This window comes from Butyricicoccus sp. Marseille-Q5471 (assembly GCF_951230135.1).
In the GTDB taxonomy this organism is placed as follows: domain Bacteria; phylum Bacillota; class Clostridia; order Oscillospirales; family Butyricicoccaceae; genus Agathobaculum.
Window position 1 is genome coordinate 1 of sequence record NZ_CATNVC010000003.1, and the last position, 20,210, is coordinate 20,210.

Here is a 20,210-nt window from a genome sequence, read left to right on the forward strand (position 1 = left end):
CTTGAATATGGTATCGGACTACCCGCTTCTTTGTCTCTTCGGTAAAGTGTCCCATTGGCTCTCTCCTTTGCTTTCTTCTACTATACTACTTTAGAGAGCGGTGTTACAACTTTACTATACCAGGACACTTTCAGTCATCTAATTAGATGAGATTAATTTGATGATTGCTCGCTTAACTTTCAAAGGTATCCACCGTTTTATTTTACCTCTAATTATCTTCTTTTTAGAATTTGACACATAGTATTTTCTTAATCCTTCAATGCCATCTTTTTCATATATCTCTAGCAAAACTTCATTTAGCTCGGACTTTTGAGATGAATCTAAGAGCTGCCCATTTTCAATTTGTGCTTTTTCAATCTCTGAAGGTACTATCGATAAGTAGTCAGTGGTCTGTCTTAATATCATATCGCCCTTTTCTGTACTTGATAAAACCACAGAAACACCTAGCGAAGCATCTATTTCTGGATGAACCTTTTGAATGCCCCAATAATCACCAATAGTTAGATCACTCTGTCTATTTGGTCCTGCATACTTACACTGATAGCATGAATCCCTATACAAATAGCCATCCCAGTAGTAAGAATAGTAAAATGATTCATCAGGCGAGAGAAAAGCCGTCCTTTTCTTTCCTCTATAATTAATATAATCAATACGTAATAACGCGCCCCAGCCACGCTTTTTATCCCGGAATTTTAAGTCATATATTTTACCGTTCAATCGCGCTTCTAATAATTCAATATAATCATGAAACAAAGTGGCACTTGGGACACCATGACAAACCAACTCTATGCAGATCAAATTATCAAATGTTTTCCCAACAAATCGTCGCAGTCCATCACATTGGCATGGGGTACCTGAAAACAATACTTTTTTGCCGTCAAAGAGTTTCTCTTTGATTTCTGTGAATACGCTTCCCGCATCACTTTGAACATATTTGGATCCTAACAGTTTTGGCAGATCAGAAATGTTTGATACGCATATGTGAATTGGATACATTTCCGGATTCCAAGCACATCCATATACAAAGTAATCATTATCCAATGCCCAACTAGCAATTGCAGAAAATGCCCCTCCGGAAGCACTCATCCGTAGAAGATTTTTATCTTTATTAACTACTGCATAAACTCTATCTTTTCTGTTATTTGAAAGAAAAGCATTTTTTAAAGGGCAAATAGAAATACATTTTTTGCAATTGATACATTTGCTTTCCTCTATTTTAGGGAATAAAAAGCCTTTACTATCTTTGGAAAGAGATATCGCAGAAACTGGGCATGCATTCACGCATGCACCACAAGATGAACATTTTTCAGGGCTTTGTATCAATTCATTTGATCGCATTTTACATATCTCCAAAGATAAAAGTATTTACCGACATTACTGCCGTGATTTATTCCACTCACTTCGGCCGTTATTACTAACTTTTTTCGCAGGAACACCTGCTACTGCTATATTTGATTCAAAAAAAGGCTTGTTTACAACAGCACCTGCACCCACAGCAATTGAATCGGCTAAATATGTATTACCTAAAACTGTAGATCCAATTCCAAGTACGACGTTATTGCCTATGACAGGAGCATAATCATCGGTTCCCCCAGCAACAATTGCTGTATTAATATGAAAAGCGCAGTCGCGTCCACATCTAACATTATTATTTAGGAGGATTGATCCCACATGCATTATCTGCAACCCAACTCCACAGCAGTTAACGCCGATATTAATTCCATATTTTAAAGACAGCCTTTTAAGCATTACAAATGAAATGTAATAGAGGATTTTCTTTCCACTATTATGATAATATTCAGTCACTCGTAAACGCCTCTGCCACCTCCAAATCGCATCTCCCTCTGTAATCGGATAAACCCAATATAGAGGTTTCACGCTGGGATATTTTTGTTTCTCATATTGCAGCCAATCTTTCAAATCTTTTTTTGACTTTATAATATTCCTGTCTGTCTGTCTGTCTGTCTGTCTGTCTGTCTGTCTGTCTGTCTGTCTGTCTGTCTGTCTGTCTGAAGAAATTGTATTATCGAAAACCATAAAGTCAACACCCTCTCGAATTTTTTTGAATTGTTTTTTTTGCTTTGTCTATGTACGGCCATATTATGCCAAACAGCTCCTGTCTCTCTCTCTTAAATAGCATAATAATAGCAAAATAGCTTACCGCACATATAAAAATAGAGATAAACTCCCACAAGATACTGTTTCCAATTTGCTTCAGAAGAAGCGAAACCCCTACCATGCCTATGGTAGCTATCATTTCTGGAAGAACATTCAAAATTTGTTTTGCTGGGGTTATTTTAAATATCGCCCACATTACAACGAGATTTATAAGAATCATCTGAATCCTGGCCAAAGAACGTGTAATGTAAAGAGCTTCGAATCCATATTTCCCACTTATTATTAATGCTGGAACTAAGAAAATCAGATGAGCGCATTGTACAAAAAAGGATAGACGTGGTTTACCTTTTGCTCTATAAACTTCACTGCTATAATGGCTAAAAACAATAGTCAGGGAACTCATAAAGCCCCACAAGCCTATAAACGAAGCTGCTTCACCCCATTGACTTCCTAATAATATTCTTGTAACAAGGGCCCTATATAGGTAGATGCCTGCCCCAATTGGAAATACAAATAGACCAACGCCTCTTTGAAACTTATAGAATATATCTTCAAAGACTTCATTATCATCCTGTACTCTAGAAAGAGCCGAGAATAGTACCGGTGTTGTTGCACTCGTAATCAGAGCAATGATTTGATTGACAGTAGTCATTGAAGTTTTATAGAGACCTACATAGTATGTTGTCAATAAAGCGCCTACGATGAAAGTTCCAATATATGAAGTTAACCAAATCGAGATCTGTTCAACCAATGTCCAACAACTAAACGAGAGCATTTCCCGCAACTTATTTAAGCTGAAATACAGATTTGGTTTCCAATCAGATTTTATTGTTAGCACAACAGCATTTACAAAGTTCATAGTTATTGTGCCAATTATTAACGCCCAATAACTGTGTGTAATAAATGCCAAGGGTATAGTAACTACAATAGGTACAGCTATTGATATAAGTCTTACAAAAAAAAGCGTTTTAAAATCGAAATCGCGCTTAAAAAGCGCCATTTGTATACTGGAAAAAGAAGTCAATGGCAAGGAGAAGCACGCAATAAGAATCACATCGCCCAACCCCGGATTTCCAACTATATTAGCAATCCAATCTTTATTTACGCCTATAATAATCCATAGCAAAAGTGAAATAGCAAGATTTGTCCAAAAAGCAACCGTTGTAGACTTTCTTCTATCATCATCATCCGAAAATTCGTGCTGAATTAGATACTTTTGAAACCCAGCATCTGTAAACATATCGGCAAAACTAGTAATCATTGTTACAGTCGCCACTACGCCAAAAGCTTCTGGGGTGAGCAACCGTGCCAATACCATATTAGAAAAAGGAGATATAAGTTTGGCGGCTATTTCGGTGATGACAGACCACTTTGTTGCATTTTTTACTTTGCTACCTATCGACTGATCCATTAAAAATCTCCTGTGTTTAGTTTCAATAAACTTCCCATCATATTGTCTTGCTCTCTACTTCCAAAGGGCAAAAAACCACTGCAAGGAGAGAACGTAAGCTCTGAGAAATAAACATGTTTATTGACTTCATAAAGATCAACTCTCAAAAATGAGTGGCCAGCAGATAATAGTTTTGCCAGCTCAATCATTTTGTTATAGTTTTCAGGCATCAAAGGTAGATCTTCAAAAGGAGTATAATCTGTTCTGCAATATGGAGCGAATTTCCAATCAAGTGAAAGGAAACTGATTCTTGCTGTTTTATGATTCTCTAGACCCTTTGAAACATACAAAAGTTCAGGTTTCCCATTGAAACAGTAAAATTTATAGTCAATCAAGCCACTAGGCAAATCTGTATTGTTAATACTGTTGCTGTTATCATTTGACATAAACTTTTCTGCGATAATTCTGGGTTTAACATTTTTGTAAGGCCATTCTCTTCCGGAATAATAATAGTTAGTTCTTAACGAGTGGTTGATTTTCTGTCTTGCCTTTACAATATCCATGTTTTTTTTGTCACGACATATCACCAGCCCGCCAGAATCATGTGTACATTTTAATACAAATCGTTCAGGCAGTGTTGAAAAATCAATATCATCAAAACTATCCCACACGCCATATGTAGGAATTATAAAATCTTTTCCGACAATATCTGTCACATATTGTTTTGCCTCAAATTTATCCACCATCTGAGTATATATCGGTTTTCTGTCATGCAATTTCAACCACTGCATTTTTTCATTAAATGATACTGGTTTGTCAAGATCTAGATCATACCCCATGATAATTTTAAATTTTCTTTTTAAGAACTCCTCGTCCGGCATTCTCTTTAGAAGACCGAGGCTATCATTTATTATAAACCGATAATCAGATTCAGTAATATAACGCCTTATCTTTAAACCTATTCCAGCAAAATTCATCACTATATCCCGCCTTTCTGCGAAGGGAAACGATGAGGTTATGAAACCAGGTATCCGCTTCTCTTTGAATGTAAAGATTAATATAATTATCCATCAGACCTCAACACACTACTAAACCCGAGGATATGAGTGGATAGCTGCATAGCGGCAAACATGCATATCTCTATATAGTGTCAGTATGATGCCCCCCTTAACAATGGACACACATCTGTCCTAAAGGCATATATTTTTAGCACAAACTATAGCCCTTAAACTTATCTTTTACATAATCGACTCAATCTCACCGGATGGCGAGTCACAACTGAATCTACACTTTTTTGCAGAAGGGCGACCTTTTCAAAAACATCAACCTTAAAATTGTTGGTCTGAAGGTGTTGAAGTGAATGTCCCCAACATTATAATCCAACAAATATCACAATTATATCCTCAAGGTTACGCCTCATGTACTCATCAGCATAACCCTTCGATAACATTGACCCATTGCTGCGAAATAGCCTCTACTGAATTATTATCTATTATTTCTCTTGCGTTCGCACCGATTTCTTTAGCTAAACGCTCATCTGATAGTAAACGGATAATAGACTCAGCTAAAGCATCTGAATCACCCACTGGAACGAGTATGCCATTTACGCCATCCGTGATAGTCTCTCTCGCTCCACCAATAGGGCAGTCCGTTGATATGACAGGCATTCCAACAGAAAGAGCTTCTAGCATAGCATTTGATATTCCTTCGTAATCAGACGATAAAACAAAAACAGAATGTGTCGATAATTCTTTTTGTACATTTTTTGTTGTTCCCATAAAAGAAACATAGTCGCACATTCCTTCTCTTTTTACATAATCCTCTAACTCCCCTAGTAACTCTCCTTGTCCATAAATATGATACGATAATTTCAAGTTGCCCTTTTTAAGAGCTTTCTTTACAGCATCAATTGCCATATAAATGTTTTTTTGCGCAGACAACCGACAAACAGATATCAATCTTCCTGATTTTATATTACCTTCCCATGTATAGTAGGGTTGAGTGACAGGATTTTGGATAATATAGCATTTCTTAGAATTTTTAATGTTAAAGAAATCCCTTGCATCCTTTGTCTGAAATACACATGCGTCTGACTTTCTATATAAATGCCTTATCTTTTCTGCGCTCTTCTGCGTAGGATATAGGTGGTACGGATCATTTCTTTCGCAAGCGATGACTTTAGCATTTAATCCCTTTGTTGCAGCAATAGCGTATTTCAAACATGAATCGTGAAATGGAATAACTATCGCTCCGGGATATAACTTAATAATACTTCGCAAATCAACAAGTTTAAATATTGTATTCAGTCGTTGATTATACGATATCCCTTTTCCTGCAAGAATAATATTTACTTCATTATCTATCTCATAGGCTTTATCCTTATCATTGAAGACGATGATACTGACATCGTAATCCATACCCGAAAGGCTATTTGACAAGATAGAAACTACTCTCTCTGCTCCACCCGAAGTTAGACTTGGCAAAACAAAGAATATTTTTTTCTTCTTAAGCTTCAGCATATTCTACTTTCCTTTGTATAGAGTAGAGAGCAGAACAGAACGAGAACAAGAACATATTGTATCTTGAAATTGTTGTTACTGCGCCCCAGTCAATTAAAAGATAAACAATGATCAAGCCAACTATCAAACACAGATATATGTTTTTTTCTTTCTTAAATAACAATCGGTTGCCTGATTTTATTAAGTATGTAATTGGCAGAATGTAGTACGCCACGCCTCCTATTGCACCATATGAGCAAAGGATTTCAGCATAATTGTTATGCGAATATGTACCATAGGAGCTAATGGAACGAAACGATTCGCAGCCGTTTCCCCATATCGGACTATCTAAGAAGAATCTGAACGCATCCCTGCGCATCATATGACGTGTGTAGTCCGTAGTATTAGCGTTAGTAATCACGTTATTGGATAGTGAAAAAAATGCCTCGACCCTTCTGCCTAATGAGTTATACAGAAAATCTACATTAAATAGCGCATAATATGCGAGCAAACCGGCAACAATTAAGCCCACGATTGTTTTAATTTTACTTTTTCTCTCGGATTTCAGAAGCAGGAAGATGATTACATATAAAGCTATTAAAACAGATTTTTTGGATCCCGTACTTAACAAAACAAGTGCACATAAAGCAAAGGATACAACATATTTGTAGTTTACATGCTCATCTTTATATGCCATGAAAAAAGCAAAGCTTGCTGGGAGAATCATTTGAACCATGATTTCATTTGGATTAAAACCTAATGAGAATCCAAATCTTCTTCCAGAAAACAAATCTCCTGTATAAAAAATCAATGCCACAAGTGAAAACAAAAGCCCTGCAATCATATACAAGTGCATGACCCAAGTACAATCATCCAGTGTCTTTATATTATCAAATAACACGATATAGACCAGAAATTGTATACTAAACGGAATAATTGACAACCACATGCCATCATTCGCATTAGGCGCATATACCAGCGATAACAGCATAACTATTATAAAACAAAGTCCCCATTCCATATACGGTGTAACACGTAGCATCTTATTCCTTATTATACGTACAAGGCCTAAGGCAATAAATAAATACTGTGTGACATTTATAAGAATGGTCGGGAACTTCACAAACCCATCTAAGTATACTAGAAACACATGGATTGCATACAAATAGAGCAGGTAATCCTTTCTTATCGGTTTTGAATTGATATATTTGATCCTACTCAAGATCCCTTCTCCCCTCGTAGATATCCATTAAAATGTTCTTGCAACTCATAATATCTAACCCTTGTTCAAGAACCTCACGTTGTCTAACACTTCGAAATGGGTCATTTGTGTACTTTAAAGCAGCTGAGACCCACTCCGATACATTATCCAATGGCAGATACTCTACTGCATTGCCAAATGAAAGTTCTTTAGTAATAGTATTAGAAAGCAAAACAGGAAGCCCACTGCTCAATGCCTCTACTGCCGCTACTGGAAATCCCTCAAAACGTGAGGGAAGTAAAAATATATCAAACGCCTGATACAGTTGATCCACATCAGACCTTCTACCAAGCATAATGATTTCCTCTGTTAACCCTGAGGAACTTATCGCATCCTTTAACGCATTCTCATCAGGCCCATTTCCTGCAATAACGAGTTTTGCAGTGGAAATATTCTTATGAATTTGTTTGAAAATCTCTATAGCAAAAATGTTGTTCTTCTGATAGTCTATTCTTCCAACCATACCAACAACAAAATTTTGTTCCAGATTCAATGCATTTCGGACATTATTGCGCACATCTTGATTGTAGCTAAATCTCTTTGTTTCAATTCCGTTTGGTAATACAATTACCTTGCCTTTATTGAAATTATGATTACCAAACACACGTCTTCCTGCAAGCTCTCCACACCCCACCATATTTGTTGAATATATTCCGTTAAGGAAGCATCCAGAGAGTCTTCTCAATTCATTCTTCAAGGACGATGATGGTGATGTTGTATGTGAATGTGCGATTCTCCGACTAATGTTATGCTTTTTTGCTACACTAAGTGCAACATAAGAAGTTTCATTCTCATGAACATGAATACAATCATACTGATTTGTATCAAGAATTTCTGATAATGCCTTTTTATATTTCTTTATTCCTTCAGACTTCAGCGGAAGAAAATAAATTTTGGCTCCTAATTCAATCAGTTTCTCTCCATTCATCCCAATATGATCCGATGTTATAGCAACGTCAAAGTGATACCGATTGTGATCCAAATACTTGTAATAGTTTAGAACCACCATCGATATTCCACCAGCATCTGCCCCAGCCATAACATGAAGGATATTATACATAAGTCCTACACCTATCTTCGTTAATTGCTATATAAACTCAATGAAAATACAAGAGCTGTTGAACCACATTATAACTTGTTTCGTAAACGCGTCTTCTTAATCTGACTATTTACGATCAAGATACAAATGAAAGCACTATATGTTCAGCTGATTTAAGAATTCATCAACACGTTTCCGTTCTTGCACTATTTTCTTGTTAGGCAAGGAATAATCAATTCTATCTTGCGCTATACTTATGTTGCCATCGTTAATCAATCTATCTTCTAATCCTACCAATCTAAGAAGACTTTCTATCCGTGAATTGAATTCATTACGAGGCACAATGATAAACTGCTTCTCAAGATTTAGTGAAAAAGCCAGCCCATGGAATGAATTCGTTACGACGAAATCAGCATAATAGAATAAGGATAAGAAATCAGCAGGTGATCTATGGGTGAAGAGCTGATCGACTAACGGAGGTTTCTTCATCTCCCAAGAAATCTTTACAAGCTTCAGCCCCTTCTCATCTGCTATTTTCCTTGCATATTCTGTTGCGTGGTTGTCCTCGTTATATAAGAGCATAAGGATTAAATAAGGCTTCTTAACGAGTCTCGGAGATGCAATCTTCAACCACTCTTCTTTATCCAACATCAAAGTTGGATCCATCAGGTGGGTAGGTGCTTCCAACCCCATGTCTGTCATAATCTTTACAGCCGAGTCTTCTCGTACAGAAATTTTCTCATATCTTCTGAGTAATCTCTTGGTCTCTTCGATTTCCCCTTTATCTAACTCTGTCTTCCCAAAACTTGAAACAAACGCAATTCTCCGAGCAGTATCTGGAAGGAAGTCAAGGAAAAAACCTCTATCGATGCCCTCGTTATATTGACTATTCCACGTCTGATCACTTCCTGTTACATAGAGATCAGCTTCCGGGGGATCCCTCTGCAGATCATCAGCTGTTACATATCTCTTGGTCAGATTAAGCCGGGTTCTCACAAATCTTCCAAAAGTCTTTTCCTTCAGAATGAAAGACCCAATTTTTGCAATTCTGTAGATGACATTACTCTGTCCTTCGGCACCTTTTCCCCAGAACAAACGCCATTTAGTTCTTTGAGGGGTTATATAGTCTATTATCTTCGTGTCATGTCCACGCTTCTCAAAGACTTCCTGAGTAGCATACGCCTGTAAAACAGAGCCATAATTATAAACTCTATGTAATGTCACTATTGCTACTCTCATCTGTTATTGATCCTTTCCCTTCTCAGGTATGCATATGAAAGAAGCTTTGACGTTGTTCTTATGCCTAAGGTGCTCAGCAGAAGAGATATTATTTTCCCTCTTTTTGAACCAAGATAATTCTTCAGCCACTTTGCATCTTTCATCAGTGAATAAGCTTCATCAACACGCTCAGTGACTCTACAAAAATGAACAAGGGCCACAGAGTACTCATATGCAACTAAACTCAATGCATACTTTTCTTTCTCACCTTTTGGCTCATGGTTTTCAGAAAGCTGAGATATTGATTCTTTAATAAAAATGGCTAAGTTCCAAAAAGATTTATTTATCCCTGTGGTTGCACTTGTAATTGAGCCCTCTCGGCTTTGACGGTATAAATAATAATCATGTGCGCAGACATCAAACGATGTGGCGGCAAGTATACATCTAAGTGTGAAACCCAAATCCTCAGCTAACCTTCTGTCAGAAGGAAAACGAATAGAGTTCTTTTCGAGAAAATCACGTTTGTACGCCTTTGTACATGCACTTCCTGGGTATTTGGTAAGACCCGCTATATAGCGGACAACATCTATACTTTTTTTCCCTGTAATGTCTTCTCGCGGTATCGGATCATCGAGAGGTTCTTCCTTTCCGTCTGGATAAAATTTCTTTCCAGATAGGAAGTAATAATCGGCTCTCGTTTCCTCAATACAGTCAAGAATAGCTGTCAGACTATCTGCAGCGATCCTATCATCGGAATCCACAAATAGAATGTATTCTCCAGTGGCTTTTTCAAGTCCAGCATTTCGAGCTGAGGACAATCCACCATTTTCTTTGTGAACTACTTTGATTTTGGATATTCTTTCTGCCCATGAATCGCAAATCTTGCCAGACTGATCGGTTGACCCATCATCTACAAGAACAATCTCAATGTCATTCTCATTCTGATCTATAATGCTTCTAACACATTCGTCTATATAATCTTGAACATTATAGACCGGAACAACAATACTGAGTTTTGCCACTGTCTTTTCCTCTTCACATAAGATGTTTTATTGTTTCTTCTACTACCTTTTTCTTATCAAAGACGTCTTCCATGTGCTTACGACCGACTTGGCCCATTTGCTCTCGCTCTTCCCTGGTCTTTTCTATCATTGCCTTCATAGCTTCATATAGGCTCTCATTGTTCTTTGGCTCACACAATAAGCCACTTCCCTCTACAATCGCTTCCCTGCAACCAGGGATATTACTTGTAATAATCGGTCTACCAGAGCTTGCACACTCAAGATTTGTATTTGCCATCCCCTCATGATAAGAAGGAAGAACAAAACAATCACAAGCAGCAATGAAGGGGATCACATTCTCCTGGTATCCATGGTACTTAAGCCATCCTGCTTTCTCGTACTCTTCCAGCTTTTCCTTATAATTCTCTTCAAACGGTCCTACAACATCCAAGAAACACTTCTGGCCTTCCGCTACCAGTCTCCGCATAGCAGCGAATAGTTCATCAATGCCCTTTTCCTTCATAACCCGACCGACGAAGAGGAATTTTACAACATTATTATTAGGATAAGGCTGATAGGCATAAGTCTCTGTGTTAACGCCAGCACCGTTAAGAACTACTGTCTTCTCTTTATCGCAACATCCAAACGACAACAGCTCGTCCTTATTATTGCTATTTTCAAAGAAGATGACCTTCGCTTTCTTTAATGCGAATTTGTAGAGATTAACAACAACAGTTCTTATCAGTCCTGCATTTTCAAATGCTGTTCCAAGTCCTGTGATATTCACTGCATACTGCTTACCTGCCAACCTCGCTGCAATACCACCATAGATATTAGGTTTAATGGTGTATGTAATAATGAGATCAGGATTAACCTCTTTCATCATCTTCCTATAGTGCTGGAAGAGGCCAAAATCCGTCTTGGGGTTAATCCCACGGCGGTCAACTGGAGTATCGATGAAAGTGCAGCCCATCTTTTCAAATGGCCGGACAAGATCACCATCGGGAAGCGAGATGTACACTTCATTGCCCCTACTTAGTAATTCCTCAATTAGCTCTTTCCGGAACTTATATAAACCAATATCCATATTGGCAAGGATTAATACCCTCATCCCGTCATAACCTTTCTATTCTTTCCCAACTATAAACACATAGTTTGTCGTGGCACTTCCGCCGATATTCAGCATCATGCCATTTTTCACACTTTCGACCTGATAACCACCGGCTGTTCCAGTGACCTGTTTGTACAAGTCAAGGAACATTCTCGCACCTGAAGCACCCACAGGATGTCCACAGCCAATCAGCCCACCGGAAGGATTGATTGGTTTGTCACCATCGAAATCGATCAGGCCACTCTCTACTGCTTCATACTCATACCCTGGAGCCGTCAAACCAAATGCGCTAATGGCTGCGTATTCAGAGCTGGTGAAACAGTCATGCGTCTCGAACACATCTATGTCATCTACCATCAACCCAGCTCTCTTGTAGGCATCCAATACAGCTTGTCTCGTCCAGGGAAGGATGTACTCGCTTCCTTCGTTATCAGCCATTTTCTTATCGAAGAGCATCGGAGCAGTCCTGTGACCATAGCCTTTGATGACTGGCTTGTCTTGGTATCCTCGTTCAGCAATGAACTTCTCGCTGCACAGCACCACGACAGCAGCGCCGTCCGTCACCTGTGAGCAGTCGGATACGCCGAGCTTACCGCCGACCAGCGGATTCGTATCTGTCCCTCTCGTGCTTGCTTGGTCATAGCTCATAAACCATTTACGGGTCTGAGCGAGAGGATTGCGCTTGGCGTTGCTGTAATTGATAACTGAGATCTTCGCTAACGCATCCATGTAACGCTTTTCATCAAGCTCCGGATACTTCTTCAGAGTTTCATCAGCGAGCCGACCAAACAGTTTCGGGAACGGCAATTCAATGCCCTTGCCTTCCTTCTCGTAGTAGGCAGCCCTGCCGAGGAAATCTCCTCCCAGCTTAGAGTCAACAGTCTTCATCAGTTCCCAGCCAACGACAATATCGACATCGTATTCGTCAGCGTGGATTTTCGTTGCGGCTGCATCAATAGCGACTGAGGAAGAAGCGCATGCGGCTTCATATCTTGCACTCGGAACACCGTAAAAAGCCGGATCAACTTCAGTCAGAAATGCACCAAGGTGACCCTGATCCACGTATTTCTCTGCAATAAAGTTACCTACGAAACAAGCCACACGGTTATCACCGTTAAGTGCCTTTACATCATCAAAACTCAATCCAGCGTGGGCAAGTCCATCTGCCATAACCTCTTTCAAGATGGCGACCATGCCCTTGCCTTCTTTTTTCCAGTTGCGCTCAAAATCTGTCTGAGCGCCACCGAGTATGTAAACTTTGCTCATCTGATTTACCTCCCAGATTTGAAATACAGTCTGTAATCGTACTTTGAAGGCTTCACTTCTGCGAGAAGCTCATCAATGTTGACTTTCTTACAGACATCAGGAAGGTTTTCTCTGATGAGTGTCGGAACATCGGCAACAGTAGAGAGTGCCTGATACATTGCCAACGGCGGACACCAGTTAAATCCCGTGGCCATTACATCATCAGCCGCCTCAATCGTGTAACCCACTTCCTTAGTGGCATAAAGGCTGTACACAATATAGTCCAGCAGGAAGTACCGGCAGATTTCAGCTTCAAGCGAGTGGTTGTTTACAAGCCTCTCGAAAGCTTTCTGGTATAGTCGATACCGCCGTTGTCCTTAAAACGCTCGGCATACCGAAGTGCCTCATTGATAAACTGGAAGCCGATTCGGTTGCCAAGGAACGCAGGAGAATCCTTGACTTCGACTACAGTTCTGATCAGTTTTGTACTGAGATATTCCTTCAGTTCAGCCTGCATCTTATGATCAGAGAACGCTGTCGGTGTCAGTTCACAGAGCGACATACTGTAAGGCGGATTGAACATATGAACACCGAAGAAGTGTTCTTTCAATCCGTCAGGATAGCAGTTTGCAATTTCTGTTATTGAAAGGCCAGAAGAGCCAGTGCAGGAAACAGCATGCGGCTGTAGGGTTTTGGCAACCTGACCTGCAATCTCTTTCTTTACCCCGATATCCTCTTTGCTACTTTCAAAAACGAGATCTGACTCTGCGACACACTTCTCCAACATAGAGAAGTCAGCAGGAACCAGATTCTTCGCAATTGCGTCTGCCTTTACAGACTTCACAATACGGGGAATCGTTTTCTTAACTTTTTCAATGTCGCGTCCGACGCAGTAAACTTTTGCATCTCCAAAAGAGGCAAAGATACCTGCTACGTTCGCGCCCATGGTACCGGTAACGCCTATAACTGTTACTGTCTTTATATCCACTCAGCTATCCTCTCTATCCGTTCCATCATCATTCTTCAAAGAACTTTATTGGCTTCGCGGGGCTTCCCACCGCCGTACATTTTGCCGGAATGTCTTTGACAACCACAGCTCCAGCTCCTACTATGCTGTAATCACCCACGGTCTTGCCCTGAATGATCTGCATCCCTGTTCCAAGTTCTACTGCGTGACCGATATTCGTAATACCGGACACATTTACGGACGGGTAAAGAGTAACGAAATCCTGGAGGACAGCATCATGGCCAACGGTACAATCGAGATTGATAATTACATGGGACCCAATCTCAATATTGACCGTAATAATAGTGTGAGCACAAATGATCGTGCCTTCACCGATGGTCACAAGATCAGACATCTCAACAGAGGGGTCAATAACTGTTCCGAACTTGATGCTAGGATTCACCGTCTTCATATTGGAGACGATTTTCTCGCGTGTCCTTGAAGCACCAACAGCAACTACATAATAGGCATCGGGATAATTACTGACATCTGCAGTTTTACCGAGTACCTTGTACCCGTTTATCTCGGTTCCCTGGATATCATCAGCATCATCCATAAAACCGAGAAGATTCCAGGTGGGAGTAACTTTATTCAGTCTTTCGACTGCCCAAGCAACCTCGCGGCCAAAGCCACTGGCACCAAAAATAATTAAATCTTTCATTAGGCTTTCTCCTCAGTACCCATAAATTCTTCCATTGTTGCTGAAGTATCGGAATTGATTCCTTCTCGTTTAAGCACAGTCCTTACTGTATCTATGATTATTTGCAGATCGCCCTTGAATGTAATATTGTCAACGTACTTCACATCCCAGTCGAACTTCTCTTCCCAGCTAATGGCATTCCGGCCGTGGACTTGCGCAAGGCCCGTGAAGCCTGGTCTGACCTCGTGCCGACGAGCTTGGTGTGCGTTGTATCGTGGGAGATATCGAACCAACAAGGGTCTCGGACCAACCACAGCCATATCGCCCTTTATCATATTGATCAGCTCTGGCAGCTCATCAAGAGAAGTTGACCTGAGTTTCTGTCCGAACGCCGGGAGTCGTTGATCGTCAGGAAGCAACTCTCCCTTTTCATCTCTGGCATCGGTCATCGTCCTAAATTTGTAGAGTTTGAATATTTTTCCGTCTCTGCCGGGCCGCTCCTGTGTGAAGAGAACAGGAGAGCCAAGTTTCACACGAACCATGATTGCTGTAATAAGCAAAACAGGGGAAAGAACTATAAGTGCCCCAGTAGCAAGAAAACCGTCCAATCCACGCTTTACAAAATGCTCGTATGGGCCATAAGGCTTATGCTTACTGTCCTTCTTCCCGATTGCGTCTGCTAAGACGGCAATCACACCGACAGCAAACGCAATCGCGATAATCCAAAGGATAATCCAAACTATTATCATCTATGTTCCTCAATCTATGTGGCTACCCAATACATGCTGATGCGAATTCCCATCCCTAATTGATGTTCAGCAGATGTTTTATCTTCCTATCTACGCTCTCAGCCATGCCCAGTCGATGTTCCCATTTTTACAAAAAGCACCTATGAATGATCTCAATAATCCGGTCTTGCTGCTCTTCTGTCATCTTGTTATCCGAAGGTAAGCACAACCCTCTCCGGAAAATATCGGCTCCAACATCGATTCCAGAGCCTTTTATATAGGCATTTGTGCGGCCTCTACCGTTGCCTTCGACTGTGACAAACGGGTTGGTCCGGTATATCGGCTGCATATGCATGGGCTTCCATATTGGACGAGCCTCAATGTTTGCGTCCTCAAGTTTGAGTCGAATCTGCTCGGGGGTTACATTTACTCCCCTATCAATCAGAATACAACTCAGCCAGAAGTTCGGTTTGCTATATTCAAGGTAGGGATTCATCTTGAGTGGCAGGCTTTTTAGACCTTCCTCATATCTACGATAAATCTTTTCCTTGAGGTTTCTATGTTCCTCAATGTGCAATAGTTGTCCACGACCTATACCTGCGACAATATTACTCATGCGGTAGTTGTAGCCTATCTCGCTGTGCTGATACCACGGAGCCGGGTCACGGGATTGTGTTGACCAAAAGCGAGCTTTCTTTATTCCCGCTTCATCGTCACTAACAAGCATTCCGCCGCCAGAGGTGGTGATAATTTTATTTCCGTTAAATGAAAAGATACCATACTTGCCAAACGTGCCTGTTTGTTTGCCTTCATATGTAGCGGAAAGGCTCTCAGCTGCGTCTTCAATTAAAGTCGCACCGTGAGCGTCGCAAATGGAGCGTATTTCGTCAAGTTTTGCAGGTACTCCGTACAAGTTAACAACGATTACACATTTGCAATCAGGATACTTCTCGAATGCCTTTTCGAGAGCTTTTGGATCCATGTTCCAAGTATCCCTCTCGGAATCAATGAAAACCTGTACACCGCCCTCGTATGACACGGGGTTGACAGTAGCGGAGAAAGTCAGGTCTGAGCAAAAGACAACATTCCCACGCTTGACACCGGCAAGTTTTACTGCAAGATGCAAAGCTGACGTGCCCGACACTAAAGCTGCGGCATGTCTAATTCCGACATACTCAGCTATCTCACGCTCGAAACCATCAACATTTGGGCCTAAAGGAGCTATCCAGTTAGTTTCAAATGCTTCTGTTATGAATTTTTGTTCGTCTCCGTGCATTGTAGGTGACGACAAAAAAATTCTATTGCTCATTTCTTACTCCTTTGTTTTTAGTCACGCACACACTGATGAGGTAAAGATAATTACATAACATTCATTGTTTTTGTAAGGAACTTATCCTCGTGGCGGGTGTAGCTTTGTTACTGCAAAACTTCAGTTGAAAATCTAAAAATAACTTAAGGCAACACCGCACAATTCGCGGCTAGCGCCTTAAGCGCACGCTTGCTTGCATCTTTTCCGTCATATGCGCCAAAAATGCTCGCAAATACACAAAGTATTTGCTGCGCTTTTTGACACATCTGGCAAAAAATTTGACTGCGCAATCCCGCACTTAGAATTGTGCGGTGTTGCCTTAAAAATATATAAACCAAAAAGCCGTAGAAGTGTTGATATATAAGGCTTTTTGAGGTGACCGTAATATCAGATGTTTGTAAGAAACTTTACCCCGTGAAAATCGCAAGAGAAAGAGAAAGAGAAAAATTATTGTATAAGATAACCAATTAGGTCCCGATATATGACCTGCTTTGGTTGTTTTGCAAAATATTTCGCGTTATTTTCTTTTTCTCATGCAGGGTTTTAATCTTATTATCAGCCTAAACCGCAATATGTTGTATACACAGCTCTCTAACTCACTATATTTTGTATAGACATTTTAACAGTTAGGAACTTGTCACCATGTAATGAAATCGTGTTATACTGTCCAAAAGTGCCGGTCTGCTTGCCTTTATAGGTAGCGGACAGGCTCTCCGCAGCATCCTCAATCATCACCGCACCGTGTGCATCGCAGACGTCACGAATCTCATCTAGTTTGGCAGGCGTACCGTAGAGATTGGCAATTACCACGCACTTACACTGCGGATATTTTACAAACGCTTTTTCCAACGCTCTTGGATCCATGTTCCACGTCTCACGTTCGGAATCTATGAATACCTGAATGCCACCCTCATAAGACACCGGGTTTACTGTTGCCGAGAACGTCATGTCCGAGCAGAATACAATGTCCCCTCGCTTCACACCTGCAAGCTTGATAGCCAAATGGAGCGCAGAGGTACCGGAAACCAAGGCAGCTGCATGGCCTATTCCAATATAAACCGCCATCTCCTTTTCAAACTCGTTCACATTAGGTCCAAGAGGGGCAACCCAATTGGAGTCAAATGCCTCCTGGATAAACTTCATTTCATTGCTGTGCATCGTGGGAGATGACAGCCAAATTTTACTATTAACCATATTATCACCTCGCACATAATCATAATTGTCCCAATCAACTTGCTGCCAGAGATGACCGACAGCAGCGGGATACCCGAAATCTTTTTACTGCGGACGAGCACTCAACATGGATATTTTCTTTAACCCTCGCGTGCATATCACTTACTGCCTCAGGGCAGTTAAATCACCATAATCAAACCGTGTTATTATATAGGAATGTGCGGAAATACACCCTATGACTTGGAACGGATGCAGTACCTTTGCACATAGAATTTTTCCATATTGTTTTGACTGAGAAAAGCTCCCCCTTTTCCAATTTGATCATCAAATTTTTCACCATCATACAATTGGGGGCTTTTTTAGCCGGATATTTTGTTTCAAAACTTCAGTTTATTACCCTTTGTCCCCATCCGCTTAAATATGATTTCTTGGCCTCAGGCAAATACTTCAAAACACTTTTGATTCCATAAAACATCTCTTATGCAATCAAAACTACCTAAAAGCGTATTATCCCTCATCATTCGCACTAATCCATCATTTTTCGCCGAAAGCCGGTTAAAAAGAGACACCGAAACTGCAACGTATGCCGCAGACCGGCGTCTCTTTTTATCACGTCCGGTTTATCCTGCTACAGATCTATCATTCCACGCAGAACGCTTATTTCCTGACTACGCGAAACGTGACCGTATAGGTTGTGCCAGCAACAGGGGTATACTGAAGCTGATAACTTGTGTCCAACGTCATATCGGCCAGCGTCTGATCCAGATCCTCGACCAAATCCATGCCATCGCCTGTAACCTCATTCTCGTACTTCTCTACAAATGCCGCCCACTTGGTTGCATCGCTGCGTGCAGCCATGCCTTCCTCTGCAATTGCATAAAGGCCTAGACTTCCGCCAAACGCAGCCTTGAGCTCCGTCACCTTACTGCTATAAGCAGTGCCCAGTGCATTCACAATCTTCTCGCTGCTCAGCTGATAATCGGCCGAACTATTTACCGTTTTGGTTCCGTCTGTAATAGATACGTCCAACTTATACGTCGTGGTAGTCGAACCACCGCCACCACCGCCGCCGGAAGAACCAGAGCCGCTGCCAGTGTCAGGCACTGTGGTGCTCGAACCGCCGGAGACATCCTTGCCGCCCGCCGTTACGCCGGATGCAGAGGAGTCAACCGTCACCTTCGTGCCAGAGGTATCAACCTTGACATTGTCGGCCGCTGCGGATACATTGGCTACCTTGCCGGTACCGCTGATCGCAGTGCCTGTGCCGTTTGCGACAACCGTATCAACCTTTGCCGTCGCGGTAGTGGTAACAGCAGCGCTCGTTGCCGTTTTGGTCGTAGTAACCGTTTTTACCGTACCGGAAATCTCTACCGATGTTTTCGGCGCACTGATCGTGAGTGTGCCAACCGTTGCTTTTTCTGCAACCTTCAGCGTCGCACCCTGCGCTGTTTCGGCGACGACTACTGAATCCACCTTGCCGTTAATCGTGATAGGAGCAGCAGCACCTGCAACGGTCACCGAACCGATTGTACCGTCCAGCACAACCGCATTGTCTGCCACAACCGTGCTGACGACCGCACTGCCCTCTACCGCAATACGTACTGCTCCGTCCGTACGGGCTGCAGAGATATTTGCGATGGAGGAATTGCCCGTGATATGAATGGAGTTCGTGCCACCACCACGGACGATAACAGCCCCCTTAACTGTAACATTTTCAAGGGTTGCGTCACCGTTTGCAACGCCTTCGGCAATCACAAGGTTTCCGGTGATGGTCATATCCTTAAGTATAACACCCGAGGTATTAATAACCGCAGAGCCGCTGACGGTTCCCGTATAGGTCTCAGCCTTATTATAGTAGCCCTTGAAGATGTTATCGAGCACGGTAGCAATCTCTGCGCGGGTTACAGCACTTTGCGGCGCAAAATTGCCGTTGGCATCGCCCTTCATGTAGCCAGCGGCCTTCATTGCATTGACCGACGAAACCGCGAAGGAGCTGACCTTGTCCTGATCCTGATAGCCGGCAGAAGCAGTGTTCGTCCCGTCCAGCTTCATAACGCGGGACAGCATAACAGCCGCCTGCTCACGAGTAATCTTCTCGTTAGGACGTACCGTCCCATCGTCATAGCCCTTGAGAACGCCTGCCGCAGATGCACCAAGAATCGCGTCTGTGCTGTAATTATCTGTCGAGAGGTCGGTGTAACTGTTTTTCGCCTTGCTCTGATAGTCCATCACACGGTCAAGTACAACCGCCATCTCGCCGCGCGTGATGCTGCGCTCGGGCTGAACGCTGCCATCCTCATACCCCTTGATGATGCCGCGCTCCATCCAGGTGCTCATGGCACCTTCGTACCACTTACCGGACAGCTCGCTCGAAGTTGCTGCAAGTGCCGATGTAGACATTGCAGCTACTGACAGCGCCAGCAGTACGGCAAAGGGTGCTTTGGAAAACTTTCTTTTCATATTGTTTTTCTCC

General features: G+C 41.6%; 18 protein-coding genes. All 18 read right to left on the reverse strand.

What is annotated here, in order from left to right; all coding sequences use genetic code 11:
• Window positions 1–138 precede the first annotated feature (138 nt).
• On the reverse strand, window positions 139–1,338 hold the full coding sequence (locus QOX26_RS04520) for a Coenzyme F420 hydrogenase/dehydrogenase, beta subunit C-terminal domain (RefSeq protein ID WP_283673717.1): 1,200 nt from the start codon (window positions 1,336–1,338) through the stop codon (window positions 139–141).
• 36 nt (window positions 1,339–1,374) lie between these two features.
• Window positions 1,375–1,920 (reverse strand): hypothetical protein, encoded by a 546-nt coding sequence (locus QOX26_RS04525; protein WP_283673718.1) that lies wholly within the window; start codon window positions 1,918–1,920, stop codon window positions 1,375–1,377.
• Window positions 1,921–2,041: 121 nt separating this feature from the next.
• Window positions 2,042–3,529, reverse strand: coding sequence for a lipopolysaccharide biosynthesis protein (locus QOX26_RS04530; protein ID WP_283673719.1), 1,488 nt, complete (start codon window positions 3,527–3,529; stop codon window positions 2,042–2,044).
• Window positions 3,529–4,485 carry an ATP-grasp fold amidoligase family protein gene (locus QOX26_RS04535; protein ID WP_283673720.1) on the reverse strand — a complete coding sequence of 319 codons (957 nt, stop codon included), beginning with the start codon at window positions 4,483–4,485 and terminating at the stop codon, window positions 3,529–3,531. The genes QOX26_RS04530 and QOX26_RS04535 overlap by 1 nt, the downstream gene beginning before the upstream one ends.
• 450 nt (window positions 4,486–4,935) lie before the next feature.
• Entirely contained in the window at window positions 4,936–6,027 is a 1,092-nt protein-coding gene (locus QOX26_RS04540; protein ID WP_283673721.1) for a glycosyltransferase, read from the reverse strand.
• Window positions 6,014–7,027 (reverse strand): O-antigen ligase family protein, encoded by a 1,014-nt coding sequence (locus QOX26_RS04545; protein ID WP_283673722.1) that lies wholly within the window; start codon window positions 7,025–7,027, stop codon window positions 6,014–6,016. Before QOX26_RS04545 ends, QOX26_RS04540 begins: the two co-directional genes overlap by 14 nt.
• Window positions 7,028–7,220: 193 nt before the next feature.
• A complete protein-coding gene (locus QOX26_RS04550) occupies window positions 7,221–8,306 on the reverse strand; it encodes a glycosyltransferase (RefSeq protein ID WP_283673723.1) in 1,086 nt (361 codons plus the stop codon).
• A 156-nt stretch (window positions 8,307–8,462) separates the two neighbouring features.
• Window positions 8,463–9,545, reverse strand: a complete 1,083-nt coding sequence (locus tag QOX26_RS04555; RefSeq protein ID WP_283673724.1) for a polysaccharide pyruvyl transferase family protein — start codon at window positions 9,543–9,545, stop codon at window positions 8,463–8,465.
• The gene (locus tag QOX26_RS04560; protein ID WP_283673725.1) at window positions 9,542–10,546 is read right to left on the reverse strand and encodes a glycosyltransferase family 2 protein; all 1,005 of its coding nucleotides are present in this window, start codon (window positions 10,544–10,546) and stop codon (window positions 9,542–9,544) included. Before QOX26_RS04560 ends, QOX26_RS04555 begins: the two co-directional genes overlap by 4 nt.
• Before the next feature lie 13 nt (window positions 10,547–10,559).
• On the reverse strand, window positions 10,560–11,636 hold the full coding sequence (locus tag QOX26_RS04565; protein ID WP_283673726.1) for a glycosyltransferase family 4 protein: 1,077 nt from the start codon (window positions 11,634–11,636) through the stop codon (window positions 10,560–10,562).
• Between the two features lie 15 nt (window positions 11,637–11,651).
• Complete coding sequence (locus tag QOX26_RS04570) at window positions 11,652–12,902, reverse strand: acetyl-CoA acetyltransferase (RefSeq protein ID WP_283673727.1); 1,251 nt, start codon at window positions 12,900–12,902, stop codon at window positions 11,652–11,654.
• Between the two features lie 5 nt (window positions 12,903–12,907).
• Complete coding sequence (locus tag QOX26_RS04575; protein ID WP_283673728.1) at window positions 12,908–13,156, reverse strand: hypothetical protein; 249 nt, start codon at window positions 13,154–13,156, stop codon at window positions 12,908–12,910.
• Window positions 13,157–13,209: 53 nt separating this feature from the next.
• Window positions 13,210–13,869, reverse strand: a complete 660-nt coding sequence (locus QOX26_RS04580) for a 3-hydroxyacyl-CoA dehydrogenase family protein (RefSeq protein WP_283673729.1) — start codon at window positions 13,867–13,869, stop codon at window positions 13,210–13,212.
• A gap of 28 nt (window positions 13,870–13,897) precedes the next feature.
• Window positions 13,898–14,548, reverse strand: a complete 651-nt coding sequence (locus QOX26_RS04585) for an acetyltransferase (RefSeq protein WP_283673730.1) — start codon at window positions 14,546–14,548, stop codon at window positions 13,898–13,900.
• Complete coding sequence (locus QOX26_RS04590) at window positions 14,548–15,276, reverse strand: sugar transferase (RefSeq protein ID WP_283673732.1); 729 nt, start codon at window positions 15,274–15,276, stop codon at window positions 14,548–14,550. Before QOX26_RS04590 ends, QOX26_RS04585 begins: the two co-directional genes overlap by 1 nt.
• A 127-nt stretch (window positions 15,277–15,403) precedes the next feature.
• Window positions 15,404–16,564, reverse strand: a complete 1,161-nt coding sequence (locus QOX26_RS04595) for a DegT/DnrJ/EryC1/StrS family aminotransferase (protein ID WP_283673733.1) — start codon at window positions 16,562–16,564, stop codon at window positions 15,404–15,406.
• Between the two features lie 591 nt (window positions 16,565–17,155).
• Window positions 17,156–17,758, reverse strand: a complete 603-nt coding sequence (locus tag QOX26_RS04600; protein WP_442870208.1) for a DegT/DnrJ/EryC1/StrS family aminotransferase — start codon at window positions 17,756–17,758, stop codon at window positions 17,156–17,158.
• A 636-nt stretch (window positions 17,759–18,394) separates the two neighbouring features.
• On the reverse strand, window positions 18,395–20,197 hold the full coding sequence (locus QOX26_RS04605) for an S-layer homology domain-containing protein (RefSeq protein WP_283673734.1): 1,803 nt from the start codon (window positions 20,195–20,197) through the stop codon (window positions 18,395–18,397).
• Window positions 20,198–20,210 lie beyond the last annotated feature (13 nt).